Here is a 12,849-nt window from a genome sequence, read left to right as displayed (position 1 = left end):
GGTATTCGAACATATGCACTCAAACTATAAAAACGTCACTGACCTGTCTACAGTATATAAATACATTAAAAATTCCGAAATAGTCGCCTTTGACTATGAAACTGCACCCGATGAAGAGTACCGACAGGAGGAAAAAGCCGCTCTTGACCCTCACAAGGCGCATATTGTGGGCTGTTCTTTTTCCGTTTTACAGGGTACAGGAATATATGTTCCCATAGCCCACAAAACCGGACAAAACGCAGATAAAGATGAGTTTTTTGTGTTTTTAAGGGATTTTCTCACCGATGAAGGAATTATAAAGGTTGCGCACAATCTAAGTTTCGAATCTCAAATGTCATATGCCATGGGAATTGTTATAAAACCTCCGGTATATGACACAATGTCAGCCGCCCAGATGACTTTAAAAAATTCCTATGAGTTTAGAGGATTACGTGAGTGCGGCCTGAAAAAGCTGGCAAATGAAATATGTTCGGAACCTCTTCCCTCTTTTGACACTGTCACAAAGGAACGCAGAACCATAGCCAAAAATGTAAACTTCGGAACCTTTTACGGGCTTTTCCCTAAAGGACTGCAAAAGACTTTAAAATTTAAAGCCGGCATCGAAAAAACTGAACAGGAATGCAGAGATATTATAGAAAATTTAAAAAGCGGCTACAGAGGTCTTTCCACATGGCAGGCAAACACAATAGCGGAAGCCTACCGCACCACATACAGTGAAACATATCTGGGCAGGCGCAGATATCTTCCCGGCATAAGAAGCGATAATTTCAGCGTGAAGTCCTTTGCCCAGCGTTGTGCTTTAAACACACCGATACAGGGAACCGCCGCGGATATTTTGAAATTATCAGTAGGACGAATACTAATGGGACTTGATAAGCGACCGTGGCTAAAACCCATTTTACAGATACATGACGAACTTACCTTTATAGTTCCCGAGGACAAGCTCAAAGAAGCTGTGATATTTATAAAAGGATGTATGGAAGCAAAGCCATTTGAAGAATTTAATCTCCCCCTTATAGCCGAAGCCTCGGCAGGTAAAACTTTTGGAACTATGGAAGAATTGGAGGATATATAGATGTACAGAAATCAGGAAGGCTATGCAGACCCAACTGCAGGAAACGCCATAGAAAACGTATTAAAGGAACAAGAAAAAAATAAATTTATGGGGAAAAATCAGGAAATCCTGTCAAGACCCAAGATATACATAATTTCAAACCACAGCGGAAGCAAAACAGAAAATATTTCCATGGCAATTAAGTGCTGTCAATACGCTATAGCTAAAGGAAAAATTCCTGTTGCCCCTCACCTGCTCTACCCACGAATATTAAACGACGGAGATCCGGAGGAAAGAAAACTCGGTATCATATTCGGTGTTTCTCTTATGGATTTCTGCAATGAGGTGTGGTTTTTCGGGAATAATCTTTCCTCTTCCGCAAAGACACAGCTTCAGGAAGCCAAATTAAGAGGAAAACCAATAAGATATTTTGAATGGAGGTGATTTTATGGATGTAGCGCCACAGGATATTTTAATGTCTTTGTTTAATCCCGAGGACACTGTATGCTTTAGAATCTTTGACGACAAAAAGCGAGGTATCTTTAAAGGAGCAAAGCTTAAAATTCAGGCCGGAAAGTTTTCCTCCATAGAGAACACCTTAAAACAGCACAACAAGGAAAGCCGAGGTATTTTCTTTGTTGTGAACTTCGGCGGAGATTACGACGAAAACATAACAAGGATTAACGCCCAGTTCGTAGAGATGGACGATATGTCATTTGAAGAACAGCAAAAAGCCGTAGACAGCTTTCTCCTGCCTCCCTCATTGGTTATAAAGACACGAAAATCACTTCATGTAAACTGGTTTATGAAAAATGCAACTGTAGAGAAATTTCGTTCGATTCAGCAGCAGCTTATAAAGCACTTTCACGGCGACCCGGTCTGTGTAAATGAGAGCCGTGTAATGCGTTTGCCCGGATTTTATCACTGTAAACAGGAGCCTGTTATGGTTACCTGTATCTCATTTCATCCTGAAAGAAAATACACACAGGAGCAGTTGTCACAGGTTTTGCCCCCGGTTGAGGAAAAGCCTATTGCGAGGAATGTGGCTTAAAGCCCTATTCACATCGAATGTTTGTTCAGCAGCTTATAAACAGCAACGACCACATAGAACGCAATGTGGACAAGCTGGGAAAACGAAGAATTTTGACGGGTATTAAGCTTGACGACAGACCGCAATAACTGCCAAAACGCAAAAGACACTTTGACAGAAAAAATCCTATTTCTTTATATATTACTTTCTATATACACTTTTTAAATTTTAACTTTTGTTTTTGTAAAAATACATTTTTATCTGTAAAAGTGTAAATTAAAAGCTTTTATCAGGAGGTTTTTAATGATGAATGAATCTGACATAACAAAAAGCATTTTAAAATATCTTAAAACTCTCCCCCGCTGTTTTTTCTGGAAAGAACACGGCGGGATTTACGGAACTTCCGGTATTCCTGACATTATAGTCTGTATTGACGGCAGGTTTATCGCTTTGGAAGTTAAAACGCAAAAGGGTAAAACCACACCCTTACAGAATGTCGCAATAAGAAAAATCCGCAACAGCGGAGGTTTTGCCTTCGTGGTTCGTTCTGTGGAAGAGGCAAAAAACGCAATAGACAGCTCAACGGGAGGTAAAAATGACAGCTAAAGAATATTTATCACAAGCCAGATTTCTTGACAGTCAAATAAATTCCAAAATACAGCAGGTTTCCGCCCTCAACGACCTTGCAGTGAGCGCAACTTCCGTACTAACCGGTATGCCCCACAGTCCCAATAAAGCCACATCAAAAATGGCGGGTGCTGTTGAAAAAATAATAGATTTACAGGAGGAAATTAACCAGGACATAGACAAACTTGTAGATCTTAAAAAAGAGATTTCCGCAACCATTAAATCCGTACCAAGTGCCGAATTACAGACACTTTTAGAAAAGCGTTATCTATGCTTTCAGACCTGGGAAAAAATAGCAGTGGATATGGGATACAGTATTCAGCACATTTACAGGATGAACGATACCGCTTTGAAAGAAATCACACTGGTTCTGCAACATGAGAGTAAATGTGATTGAATGAGAGTACATACACATGCTATTATTATAATGGAAAAATGAAGAAAGCCTTGTAGGAGAAATCCTGCGAGGCTTTTTTGTATCCTAAGGAGGTGACACAGTGCCCAGAAAACCAAAACGTCCCTGCCGCATGAACGGCTGTCCCAATCTTGCCGAGGACGGCGAGCTTTACTGCCATATACACAAAGGAACAGACATGCATGAGTACAACCATTATCGCCGTGACCTGGAAGCAAATAAACGCTACGGCAGAGCATGGAAACGAATACGTGACAGATACATAAGTGAACATCCGCTGTGCGAGGATTGCCTGAGCCGTGGCATATACCGGCCGGCTGAGGAAGTTCATCACAAGTTACCCCTTGCTGACGGAGGAACACACGAGAAAAATAATCTTGTTTCTCTCTGCCGTTCCTGTCACATGAAAGCACACGGCGTTCTCGGAACACGAACTCCCCACAACCGCTAAAGGAAGGGGTATAATAATCTCTACAACTTTTTCTATCGGTCAGCGGCCTGGGGTCTTGTGTTCAAAAAAGTCAAATTCAAAAGGGTAATTAAAAGCCGCCACATTGCTGTGACGGTTAAGTAATTTATTTATTCCATTCCATAATAAACTCTTTTTCATTGGTAATGTCATCCACATTCTCTGAGACAATTTGAAATTGCTCACGCTTATAAAAACGCACCGCTTTAGTGTTCTTTTGATAGACGCTTAAACTTATGTTCGATTTGACGTTTTTTACGTAGTTTAATAACTTTTTTCCTATTCCCTTTGACTGTTTATCTTCCTTAACGAAAATACCTGCGATATAATTATCCGTCAATCCGATAAAGCCATCAATGAAACCTGCGGTGTCATCCTCATGTACATATATTTCTGCGTCAGGCAAAATTTCTTTTACTATCTCATAGTTATTTTCCCAGTATTCCTTTGGAATAAAGTCATGCGCTTTAATATTCGTATCAAGCCATATCTGCATAACGGCTGACAAATCATTTTTCTTAAATTGTCTTATCATAAAATATCTCCATGAATATAGATTTTCTAACTTAATTATACATCTTTATTTTCAAATTAACAACGAGGACGGTGAGAAAGTGCCTACTAAATCCAACAACACCGGCGGACGGGGCGGTGCAAGACCTGGAGCCGGCCGCAAGAAAAAATCTCTTGCAGAAAAAATTGAAAATGGTAATACTGGCGGAAAGAAGCTAAAAATCCTTGATATTCCGGACGTGAGCGGTGTTGAAATGCCAAAGCCTCATTATTTCTTTCTTGTCGGCTTTACATTGTCTGCCGGATTTAAAGAACCGTCTATTTCTCCGTGTTCCTGTTCATAAGCTTTTATGTTTTCTCTAATCAATACAAGTATATGACTGTTTACGGAACGTCCTTCATAATCTGCCACGAAGCCCAGCTTTTCCAGCATTTCTTCCTCTATACGTATTGATACACTTTTTATAGCCATACAACTGCCTCCATATAGATATATTATATGTTTATTTTATAGCTATCATGTGTTATAATATGTTTTTAGATATACTGTATATCTATTATTTTTTAGGAGTGATTACATGAAAGTCGCAGTTGTTGGTTCAAGAAATCTTTATGTCAATGATTTAGGAAAATATCTCCCCGAAAATGTTACTGAAATAATTTCCGGCGGCGCTAAAGGCGTTGATACTTACGCAAGGGAATACGCTATGTACAATAACATAAAGCTTACTGAGTTTTTGCCGGAGTACAGCAAATACGGACGCTCCGCTCCCCTCAAGCGAAACATAACCATAATCGAAAACGCAGATTTGGTTCTTGCCTTTTGGGACGGAAGCTCCCGAGGAACAAAGTATGTTATAGATCAATGCAGAAAGCGAAATATTCCCATAAAAGTTTTTAAACCCATTTGTCCATAACGGAGAATTTTCCGTCTGCCCTTGATTTTTGCCTTTCTTAGAGTGATATATGTTACTACCAATCAGGAAAGGTGGTATTTAAAATGGAAAAAGCCATTGATGATTTTATTGTTTCCAGAATAAATTATCACGGCAGCAACGAAAGCGATTACCTTAAAGAAGCCTATCTAAGCTTTAGTGATGCGGTTCAAAAGCTCAGGGATACGCTGACACCGGAACAGGAAATTTTTTTCAGAAAATGTGAAAACGCATACGGTGTTCTTGACGGAGAAACAATCCATTTTTATTATCAGGCGTGTTTTCAGACGCAATATGTTTTTTAAAAAGCTGGCTCAGATAAAAATAAACGTGTGTCTGTAATGTCAAAAATACACAAATACAGACACACAACATCGTGTACTATATTATCGGTAAAACACTGGATATAGTACGCTTTTAGAGTTAATATGTGTGTACCAAAAGAAAGACGGAGGACACAGAAATGAACGAAAAGCTTATGAACCAGGTTAACGAAATGAAAAAACAGACCATCGGCGTTGAAATAGAGATGAACAACATCACAAGAGAAAAAGCCGCAAAGATTGCCGCCGAATTCTTCAACACAAACAGATACAAGGACACAGCAAGAAGAAACGGTTACCAGACATTTTCAGCCTGGGACAGACAAGGCAGAGAATGGAAGTTCCAAAAGGATGTAAGCATTGCAGGTCCTAACGATGAAAAATGCGAGCTTGTGACACCTATTCTCAACTATGAGGACATAGAAACACTGCAGGAGCTTGTAAGACTTCTTCGCAGAGCCGGAGCAAAAAGCGACGCCACAAGAGGCTGCGGAGTTCACATTCACATTGGAGCAAAGGGACACACGCCGAAAACTCTGAGAAACCTTGCAAACATTATGGCAAGCCATGAAAGCCTGCTGGCGGAAGCATTGCAAATTGACAAAGGCAGAATGAACCGCTACTGCAAAATGGTAAACCCTGAATTTTTGCAGGAAATAAACTTTCAAAAACCTAATACTATGGCTGAGCTTGCAGACATTTGGTACGGAAGCCACGGAGCAAACTTACGCAGGGATCACCACTACAACGACAGCCGCTACCATATGCTTAACCTCCACGCAACCTTTACAAAGGGAACAGTTGAATTCAGACTTTTCCAATTCGACGCACCGGAAAACGGCAGACAAAACGGACTTCACTCAGGACAGCTTAAAAGCTACATTCAGCTTTGCCTGGCATTGAGCCAAATGGCAAAAACAGTGAGAACTGCAAGTCCAAAGCCACAGCAAAATGAAAATCCAAAGTACGCAATGAGAACATGGCTTTTAAGACTTGGATTTATCGGTGAGGAATTTGCCACTGCCAGAGATATTCTCACAAGAAAGCTTTCCGGAGATTCAGCCTTCAGAAACGGCAGAGTTGCCTAAACACAATAAAAATCACCCAGACCGCTTCGGCGGTCTTAAGGTGGTGATAAAATTTTGAAAGGACTGAATATTATGGAAAAACGTTACTACGGAGCATACGGAAGCAATCTCAATATCAGACAGATGAAAATGCGCTGTCCACAGGCGAGAATTGTCGGAACATCGGTACTTGAGGACAATCAGCTTTTGTTCAAAGGCAGTAAAACCGGTCATTATTTAACAGTTGAGCCTAAAGAAAACTGCAAGGTTCCAATCGCTGTTTGGGAAGTGACACAGGCTGACGAGCTTTCCCTGGATAGATACGAGGGCTTCCCTATCTTTTACTATAAAAAAGAAATTGTACTTCCGGTCAAGGGAATAAAAACCGGAAAGGTGCGAAATATAAAGGTTTTCCTTTATATTATGCACGAGGACAGACCCATTGGAAAGCCATCATCCTTGTATCTTAGAACCTGCCTTGAGGGTTACAGAGACTTCAGATTTGACAATAAACCACTGATAAACGCTTACTTAAACTGCGGAGGTAACATATGAAAAATGAAAGCCACGAAACAAACATTTGCCCCTGCTGTGGAAAGGCATACACAGCCCGCCCCGCCCTTTCGAGAAAAAACGGTAAAACACTTATTTGTCCGGACTGCGGTATAAAAGAAGCGCTATCAGGTCTTGGAATAAGTTTAGAGGAATAGGAAAAGATTTTGGAAGTGATTCACAGGAACAGTTATTGAAACAACACTGCTGCTATGATATTATTTTATAAGAAATATCTGACTGAAAGGGTGATTGTTTGCTGTTTCATAAATTTAAGACTCAGGAAGAACGCAGAAAATTCGGCGGTTCGGATTTTATAGAGTTTCAATATTGTCTATTACCTCAAAACACGACCACCGAACAAATATTTACAACAGGTGCAATACAGCACTGGAAAAACGATTCTCTGTATATTTACGGAGATGATTTAGAAATATTTTTCACTCATTACTGGGAAATCATTACCGACGGCCTTTATGCAAATCTAAACCAAGGCTCCATTGACCCGGTCGGTATCAATTTTTATACTCAAGAACAGATAAATCACTTTATACAGCTAATAGAAATAAAAAAGCCGTTAGAATATCAAACCTTGCTCGACTGGTTAAATAACGGGAAACATTATATAGGTTTCTATATTTTAGGAGAATAACAAATATTAAGAAAGCGTCTGGAGGCAGGCACTTTCTTGTAAAATGCAAAGTTTACTTGACGACAAATGCAAAGTTTGCTATACTTAAAATGCAAAGTTTACTTGTCATAAAGGTGGGATTTTTTGAAAACAAAAATAAAAGAACTGAGAAAAGAACGAAAATTATCCCAAGAAGAACTGGCGTTAGCTGTCGGTACCACAAGACAAACCATTACATCTATAGAAACCGGAAAATATATCGCTTCCCTGCCTCTTGCATATAAGATAGCCCATTATTTTGGTCTGACAATAGAAGAAGTTTTTGATTTGTCTGAATATTCTTAATGAAAGGATTTTTAAAATGGAAAAGTACAAAAAGACTCTAACTAAAAGAATTTATGCGTTAACCTTGGTTGTACTTATTGCTGTTGCTTTGGGAGTATTTGACGCATTCTTTGCCACTGCCGAAATAAAATCCAGCGTGATTTTCAGCTTTCAATGCGGTCTGACATCTGCCTGTGGGCTGATTGCACTTGCTTTTATTGCCCGCTATAAAAGAGCCTTGTCAGATGAAAAAAACATTAAACTGCTTTTCAACAAAGAAAACGACGAGCGAATGAAAGCAATCAAATACAAAGCGGGAATACCCATGCTTTTGGTAACCTCTGTTTTAATGATTATATCGGCTGTTATCATTGGATATTTTAATGTTACCGCTTTTTATACCCTGATTGCCGCTTCCCTTTGTCAGTTGGTTTTATCCTGTATAGTTAAATTCGTGTACATAAAGCGAAGCTGATTGGAAAGGAGCATTTATCTATGAACAAAAAGCTTTTAAAGGACTATCTTGTAATCACTTTTGCAATAACCGTTTTGTTTTGGGGAGGAGCGGCTGTTTTGAGTCAGCTTTTAAATATGACCGTCTATGACCTTCCCATAAGAGTTATGCATTTTATCGGAGGTTTTTCTCCTACAATCGCTTCCTATATTTCTCTTAAAAGAAACGGACATGTGAGCAGCTTTTTTCATTGGCTTAAAAAGGTTTTCGACTTCAAACACTCGCTTTTATCCTACGGGCTTGTTTTGCTTTTTGTCCTGATTTATTATCTGCTGGGTTGCGCCATAAACGGGTTCTCTATTGGTTCTCCTGTTTACATGCTTATTGTAATTATCCCTCTTATGCTTTTCAGCGGCGGAAACGAGGAAGCAGGCTGGCGAATGATTTTACAGCCGGAGCTTGAAAAAAGCTTTAACTTCAACATTGCCACTATAATCACCGCAGTAATATGGTGGATATGGCACTTGCCGATTTTTTTCATAAACGGAACAGCCAACTCAAATATGAATTATTTTCTGTTCGGTATAATGTGCCTGACGCTTTCCTATGCTTTGGCAACCATAAGAAAGATTTCAAAAGGAACATTCCCCTGTATACTGACACACTGTTTAATAAACGGTGTGTCTGGTGTGATTATTTTTCAGTTCAGCGCTTTAAGCTGTGTGGTGACCTTGATTGTCACTATAATAGTTTCATTGGCTATACTTGCATTGGAGGAATCAGGCTCAAAATCCAAATATTAAACATCTCATACATTGATAAAATACCAAAAACAAACTTAAATTAAAACGTACAGCGTCTGGAAACAGGCGCTTTTTTCGTATCTATTCTTAGGAGGTGACATTTATCAGAAAGCTTAAAAAGTACAAGCCCACTTCATTTATGGCTGAGGGATCCCGGTATAACAAGAACTTAGCCGATTATGCCGTTGGGTTTATTCAGTGTCTTTGCCACACAAAAGGTACTTGGGCGAGAACTCCCTTTGAACTTATCGACTGGCAGGAACAGATTATCCGTGACATTTTTGGAATTGTCAAAAAGAACGGATACCGGCAGTTTAACACGGCTTACATAGAAATTCCAAAAAAGCAGGGAAAATCTGAGCTTGCGGCGGCTGTGGCGTTGCTTCTCACCTGTGGAGACGGTGAGGAGCGTGCCGAGGTGTACGGCTGTGCCGCCGACCGTCAACAGGCTTCCATTGTCTTTAATGTGGCGGCGGACATGGTGAGGATGTGTCCGGCTCTTTCCAAAAGGGTTAAAATTTTGGATTCTCAGAAAAAGCTTATCTATCAACCCACCGGAAGCATATATCAGGTCTTATCCGCTGATGTGGGAAACAAACACGGCTTTAACACCCACGGTGTGGTTTTTGACGAGCTTCACACACAGCCAAACAGAAAGCTTTTCGATGTTATGACAAAAGGTTCAGGCGATGCCCGAATGCAGCCTTTATACTTTCTAATAACAACAGCCGGCAATGATACAAAGTCAATTTGCTACGAGATACACCAAAAAGCCAAAGATATTATTGACGGAAGAAAGATTGACCATACCTTTTACCCTGTTATTTACGGAGCTGAGGAAAGCGACGACTGGACGGACCCTAAGGTGTGGAAAAAAGCTAACCCCTCTCTCGGAATAACCGTTTCAATAGACAAGGTAAAGGACGCCTGCGAATCTGCAAAGCAAAACCCCGGTGAGGAAAACTCCTTCCGTCAGCTAAGGCTAAATCAATGGGTAAAACAGTCTGTTCGCTGGATGCCTATGGAACGCTGGGACAGGTGTGCTTTTTCTGTTTCAGAAGAGGATTTAGAGGGGCGTGTGTGCTACGGCGGCCTTGACCTTTCATCGTCCACCGATATAACGGCCTTTGTTCTGGTTTTTCCTCCTGAATACGAGGGCGATAAATACGTGATTCTCCCCTACTTTTGGATACCCGAGGAAAACATGGATCTGCGTGTCCGCCGTGACCATGTTCCCTATGACCTATGGGAGCGGCAGGGATTTTTGCAGACCACCGAGGGAAATGTGGTACATTACGGTTACATCGAAAAGTTCATTGAGCGGTTGGGAGAACGGTTCAATATTAAAGAAATCGCCTTTGACCGCTGGGGGTGCTGTTCAGATGGTGCAGAACCTTGAGGGCATGGGATTTACTGTTGTTCCATTCGGTCAGGGATTTAAGGATATGTCGCCGCCTACCAAAGAGCTTATGAAATTAGTGTTAGAAGAAAAGATTGCCCATGGAGGACAACCGGTTCTTCGCTGGATGATGGATAACATTTTCATAAGAACAGACCCGGCGGGAAATATAAAACCCGACAAGGAAAAATCTTCGGAGAAAATTGACGGAGCCGTTGCGACCATTATGGCTTTGGACAGAGCAATAAGATGCGGCAATCAAAACACAGCCAGTGTTTACGACAGCCGTGGACTTTTATTCATTTAAAAAGGGTCACGCTAAAACGCAACCCTTTCGATAAAGCTTTTTACTTTTTCAGCTTCAAACCGTCTTTGAAGGCTTCCCCTACTCTCTCGGTAACTTTATAATAGCCGTGGGTATATGGGTCAAATGCAATGGCATTTACCAGTGACATATTGAGCTTATCACCATCCATAACGCTTTCATCCGCTGTGACTTTCAAAACCTTTCCTATTACGCCGCAGCCGTATTCATCACCCTGATATTCAATGAATTTACATTCAAGACACAAAGGGAATTCATTGATTACCGGAGCATCTACAACCTCGGACTTTGACGCTGTCATTCCGCTTTTTGCAAACTTATCGGCTACTCTGTTGCCGGATTCAACACCGAAATAGTCCGCTTCCACAACGTGAGAGGCATCGGCGATACTCACTGTAAAACCGCCTCTGGCCTTGATATTCTTTACTGTCTTGTGTGATTCGGACAAATTCAACGCAACAATATCACGGGCCTGCATAGTTCCCCATGCGGCGTTCATAACATTCACGCTGCCGTCCTCGTTGTATGTGGCTATCATCAATACCGGCATCGGGAAAATTCCCTCAGTAATGTTAAGCTGTTTTCTCATTTTACTTACCTCTCTTTTCTTTTTAATTGACACAATCATCGTGTTCAATTATAATTATAGCAAGTAATGATAAAAATACAAGTACTGTCATTAAAGACAGTTGCTATACAAAAGGAAAGTGTAAAATGATAAAGAACTATATCGAAAACGCAAATTTTGAGGATACAGGGTTTAGCTATACAATGTCCATTATCTCCGGTAAGCACAAGATGGTAATTCTCTACTGTCTTATGGAATTTGAGGTAGTGCGCTTCAACGAGCTTAAACGCTATCTTAAAACAATCTCCGACAAAACCTTGAGCAGTAATCTAAAAGAGCTGGAAAAAGACCAGCTTATTGTGCGCAATGAATACCCTCAAATCCCGCCAAAGGTTGAATACTCACTCAGCGAGAGAGGTCGCTCTTTGATGAAAATTCTTGACCAGCTCTGTGTTTGGGGCGAAGAAAACAGAATATAAATATCAATTTTAAATACAACTCAAGTCTTCCATAAGCGGAAAATATTTAACTTCGCTTGCGGGAGATTTTTTTATTCCATTTTTAGAGAGGATGTAAATTATGAGCATATTTTCAGGCTTATTTAATTCCCGTGACAAGCCAAAAAATCAAACTGCCGGAAGCAGATATACATTCTATATGGGCGGTTCTTCATCGGGTAAAGCTGTTACAGAGCGTTCTGCAATGCAGATGACGGCTGTTTATTCCTGCGTCAGAATTTTATCGGAAGCAGTGGCAGGTCTTCCGCTTCACTTTTACCGATACACCGATGACGGCGGCAAAGAAAAAGCCATAGACCACCCGCTTTACAGTCTGCTCCATGATGAGCCAAATCCTGAGATGACATCTTTTGTATTTCGAGAAACCTTAATGACTCATCTTCTGCTCTGGGGCAACGCTTATGCGCAGATAATCCGAAACGGCAAGAATGAAATTATTGCATTGTATCCTCTTATGCCAAACAAAATGGATGTAAGCAGGGATAAAAGCGGACAGCTCTACTATACATACGTCACTCAACCGGAAGAAGCCCACACCATGAAAGGAACAGTTATCTACCTCACTCCCTCAGAGGTTCTGCACATTCCCGGTCTTGGGTTCGACGGGCTTGTGGGGTATTCCCCTATCGCTATGGCGAAAAACGCTATCGGCATGGCCATAGCCTGTGAGGAATATGGAGCTAAGTTTTTTGCAAACGGAGCCGCTCCCGGTGGTGTGTTGGAACATCCCGGCACTATCAAAGACCCACAGAGAGTACGTGAAAGCTGGCAGTCCACTTTTGGCGGAAGCGGCAACAGCAATAAGGTAGCTGTTCTGGAGGAAGGAATGAAATACACACCAA

At 40.9% G+C, this 12,849-nt stretch carries 20 protein-coding genes and 1 pseudogene; 18 read left to right on the top strand and 3 right to left on the bottom strand.

Features of this window, described 5'->3' with window-relative positions; genetic code table 11:
- Positions 1 to 13 precede the first annotated feature (13 nt).
- The 6 genes from B5F08_RS11355 (at position 14) to B5F08_RS11330 (ending at position 3,577) form a co-directional block, all read left to right on the top strand.
- Positions 14 to 1,075 (top strand): DNA polymerase, encoded by a 1,062-nt coding sequence (locus B5F08_RS11355; protein WP_087379482.1) that lies wholly within the window; start codon positions 14 to 16, stop codon positions 1,073 to 1,075.
- On the top strand, positions 1,076 to 1,498 hold the full coding sequence (locus tag B5F08_RS11350) for a DUF7768 domain-containing protein (RefSeq protein ID WP_087379479.1): 423 nt from the start codon (positions 1,076 to 1,078) through the stop codon (positions 1,496 to 1,498).
- A gap of 4 nt (positions 1,499 to 1,502) precedes the next feature.
- Positions 1,503 to 2,105 carry a DNA-primase RepB domain-containing protein gene (locus tag B5F08_RS11345; RefSeq protein WP_143256403.1) on the top strand — a complete coding sequence of 201 codons (603 nt, stop codon included), beginning with the start codon at positions 1,503 to 1,505 and terminating at the stop codon, positions 2,103 to 2,105.
- 282 nt (positions 2,106 to 2,387) lie between these two features.
- A complete protein-coding gene (locus B5F08_RS11340) occupies positions 2,388 to 2,690 on the top strand; it encodes a VRR-NUC domain-containing protein (protein WP_442856077.1) in 303 nt (100 codons plus the stop codon).
- Complete coding sequence (locus B5F08_RS11335; RefSeq protein ID WP_087379476.1) at positions 2,680 to 3,108, top strand: hypothetical protein; 429 nt, start codon at positions 2,680 to 2,682, stop codon at positions 3,106 to 3,108. Before B5F08_RS11340 ends, B5F08_RS11335 begins: the two co-directional genes overlap by 11 nt.
- 100 nt (positions 3,109 to 3,208) lie before the next feature.
- Entirely contained in the window at positions 3,209 to 3,577 is a 369-nt protein-coding gene (locus tag B5F08_RS11330; protein ID WP_087379473.1) for an HNH endonuclease, read from the top strand.
- A 124-nt stretch (positions 3,578 to 3,701) separates the two neighbouring features.
- On the opposite strand, the gene B5F08_RS11325 is transcribed toward B5F08_RS11330, so the two are convergent.
- Both B5F08_RS11325 and B5F08_RS11315 read right to left on the bottom strand, forming a co-directional pair.
- The gene (locus tag B5F08_RS11325) at positions 3,702 to 4,130 is read right to left on the bottom strand and encodes an N-acetyltransferase (protein ID WP_087379470.1); all 429 of its coding nucleotides are present in this window, start codon (positions 4,128 to 4,130) and stop codon (positions 3,702 to 3,704) included.
- A gap of 246 nt (positions 4,131 to 4,376) precedes the next feature.
- The gene (locus B5F08_RS11315) at positions 4,377 to 4,580 is read right to left on the bottom strand and encodes an Arc family DNA-binding protein (RefSeq protein WP_087379467.1); all 204 of its coding nucleotides are present in this window, start codon (positions 4,578 to 4,580) and stop codon (positions 4,377 to 4,379) included.
- 106 nt (positions 4,581 to 4,686) lie between these two features.
- On the opposite strand from B5F08_RS11315, the gene B5F08_RS11310 reads away from it, so the two are divergent.
- The 10 genes and pseudogenes from B5F08_RS11310 to B5F08_RS11270 all read left to right on the top strand — a co-directional run bounded on the left by B5F08_RS11310 (position 4,687) and on the right by B5F08_RS11270 (position 10,903).
- On the top strand, positions 4,687 to 5,025 hold the full coding sequence (locus tag B5F08_RS11310) for a DUF2493 domain-containing protein (RefSeq protein ID WP_087379464.1): 339 nt from the start codon (positions 4,687 to 4,689) through the stop codon (positions 5,023 to 5,025).
- A gap of 83 nt (positions 5,026 to 5,108) precedes the next feature.
- Entirely contained in the window at positions 5,109 to 5,348 is a 240-nt protein-coding gene (locus B5F08_RS11305) for a hypothetical protein (RefSeq protein ID WP_087379461.1), read from the top strand.
- Between the two features lie 158 nt (positions 5,349 to 5,506).
- Positions 5,507 to 6,454 carry an amidoligase family protein gene (locus tag B5F08_RS11300; RefSeq protein ID WP_087379458.1) on the top strand — a complete coding sequence of 316 codons (948 nt, stop codon included), beginning with the start codon at positions 5,507 to 5,509 and terminating at the stop codon, positions 6,452 to 6,454.
- A 72-nt stretch (positions 6,455 to 6,526) separates the two neighbouring features.
- Positions 6,527 to 6,988, top strand: coding sequence for a gamma-glutamylcyclotransferase family protein (locus tag B5F08_RS11295; RefSeq protein WP_087379566.1), 462 nt, complete (start codon positions 6,527 to 6,529; stop codon positions 6,986 to 6,988).
- Complete coding sequence (locus B5F08_RS13420; protein ID WP_204245199.1) at positions 6,985 to 7,143, top strand: hypothetical protein; 159 nt, start codon at positions 6,985 to 6,987, stop codon at positions 7,141 to 7,143. The genes B5F08_RS11295 and B5F08_RS13420 overlap by 4 nt, the downstream gene beginning before the upstream one ends.
- 98 nt (positions 7,144 to 7,241) lie before the next feature.
- Positions 7,242 to 7,637 (top strand): hypothetical protein, encoded by a 396-nt coding sequence (locus tag B5F08_RS11290; protein ID WP_087379456.1) that lies wholly within the window; start codon positions 7,242 to 7,244, stop codon positions 7,635 to 7,637.
- A 123-nt stretch (positions 7,638 to 7,760) separates the two neighbouring features.
- Positions 7,761 to 7,961 (top strand): helix-turn-helix transcriptional regulator, encoded by a 201-nt coding sequence (locus tag B5F08_RS11285; RefSeq protein ID WP_087379453.1) that lies wholly within the window; start codon positions 7,761 to 7,763, stop codon positions 7,959 to 7,961.
- A 16-nt stretch (positions 7,962 to 7,977) separates the two neighbouring features.
- Positions 7,978 to 8,415 (top strand): hypothetical protein, encoded by a 438-nt coding sequence (locus B5F08_RS11280; protein WP_087379450.1) that lies wholly within the window; start codon positions 7,978 to 7,980, stop codon positions 8,413 to 8,415.
- A gap of 20 nt (positions 8,416 to 8,435) precedes the next feature.
- Positions 8,436 to 9,197: a CPBP family intramembrane glutamic endopeptidase gene (locus tag B5F08_RS11275; RefSeq protein ID WP_087379447.1), complete on the top strand. Its 762-nt coding sequence runs from the start codon at positions 8,436 to 8,438 to the stop codon at positions 9,195 to 9,197.
- Between the two features lie 103 nt (positions 9,198 to 9,300).
- Positions 9,301 to 10,903: pseudogene (locus B5F08_RS11270) on the top strand (terminase large subunit).
- A 40-nt stretch (positions 10,904 to 10,943) separates the two neighbouring features.
- Here B5F08_RS11270 and B5F08_RS11265 read toward each other — a convergent pair.
- Positions 10,944 to 11,510 (bottom strand): flavin reductase family protein, encoded by a 567-nt coding sequence (locus B5F08_RS11265; RefSeq protein ID WP_087379444.1) that lies wholly within the window; start codon positions 11,508 to 11,510, stop codon positions 10,944 to 10,946.
- 125 nt (positions 11,511 to 11,635) lie between these two features.
- Between B5F08_RS11265 and B5F08_RS11260 the strand changes: the two genes are divergently transcribed.
- Both B5F08_RS11260 and B5F08_RS11255 read left to right on the top strand, forming a co-directional pair.
- The gene (locus B5F08_RS11260) at positions 11,636 to 11,968 is read left to right on the top strand and encodes a winged helix-turn-helix transcriptional regulator (RefSeq protein WP_087379441.1); all 333 of its coding nucleotides are present in this window, start codon (positions 11,636 to 11,638) and stop codon (positions 11,966 to 11,968) included.
- A gap of 100 nt (positions 11,969 to 12,068) precedes the next feature.
- Positions 12,069 to 12,849: phage portal protein (locus B5F08_RS11255; protein WP_087379438.1), on the top strand; the 781-nt coding region annotated here is incomplete at its 3' end.

The organism is Anaeromassilibacillus sp. An172 (assembly GCF_002160515.1).
Lineage (GTDB): Bacteria > Bacillota > Clostridia > Oscillospirales > Acutalibacteraceae > Limousia > Limousia pullorum.
The sequence above is the reverse complement of the archived record's forward strand: the minus strand, read 5'-3'. Positions and strand labels throughout refer to the sequence as shown.

Coding starts and splice junctions, on each gene's coding strand:
- B5F08_RS11355 (WP_087379482.1), top strand. CDS start 14: ATGCACTCAAACTATAAAAACGTCACTGACCTGTCTACAGTATATAAA.
- B5F08_RS11350 (WP_087379479.1), top strand. CDS start 1,076: ATGTACAGAAATCAGGAAGGCTATGCAGACCCAACTGCAGGAAACGCC.
- B5F08_RS11345 (WP_143256403.1), top strand. CDS start 1,503: ATGGATGTAGCGCCACAGGATATTTTAATGTCTTTGTTTAATCCCGAG.
- B5F08_RS11340 (WP_442856077.1), top strand. CDS start 2,388: ATGATGAATGAATCTGACATAACAAAAAGCATTTTAAAATATCTTAAA.
- B5F08_RS11335 (WP_087379476.1), top strand. CDS start 2,680: ATGACAGCTAAAGAATATTTATCACAAGCCAGATTTCTTGACAGTCAA.
- B5F08_RS11325 (WP_087379470.1), bottom strand. CDS start 4,130: ATGATAAGACAATTTAAGAAAAATGATTTGTCAGCCGTTATGCAGATA.
- B5F08_RS11315 (WP_087379467.1), bottom strand. CDS start 4,580: ATGGCTATAAAAAGTGTATCAATACGTATAGAGGAAGAAATGCTGGAA.
- B5F08_RS11310 (WP_087379464.1), top strand. CDS start 4,687: ATGAAAGTCGCAGTTGTTGGTTCAAGAAATCTTTATGTCAATGATTTA.
- B5F08_RS11305 (WP_087379461.1), top strand. CDS start 5,109: ATGGAAAAAGCCATTGATGATTTTATTGTTTCCAGAATAAATTATCAC.
- B5F08_RS11300 (WP_087379458.1), top strand. CDS start 5,507: ATGAACGAAAAGCTTATGAACCAGGTTAACGAAATGAAAAAACAGACC.
- B5F08_RS11295 (WP_087379566.1), top strand. CDS start 6,527: ATGGAAAAACGTTACTACGGAGCATACGGAAGCAATCTCAATATCAGA.
- B5F08_RS13420 (WP_204245199.1), top strand. CDS start 6,985: ATGAAAAATGAAAGCCACGAAACAAACATTTGCCCCTGCTGTGGAAAG.
- B5F08_RS11280 (WP_087379450.1), top strand. CDS start 7,978: ATGGAAAAGTACAAAAAGACTCTAACTAAAAGAATTTATGCGTTAACC.
- B5F08_RS11275 (WP_087379447.1), top strand. CDS start 8,436: ATGAACAAAAAGCTTTTAAAGGACTATCTTGTAATCACTTTTGCAATA.
- B5F08_RS11265 (WP_087379444.1), bottom strand. CDS start 11,510: ATGAGAAAACAGCTTAACATTACTGAGGGAATTTTCCCGATGCCGGTA.
- B5F08_RS11260 (WP_087379441.1), top strand. CDS start 11,636: ATGATAAAGAACTATATCGAAAACGCAAATTTTGAGGATACAGGGTTT.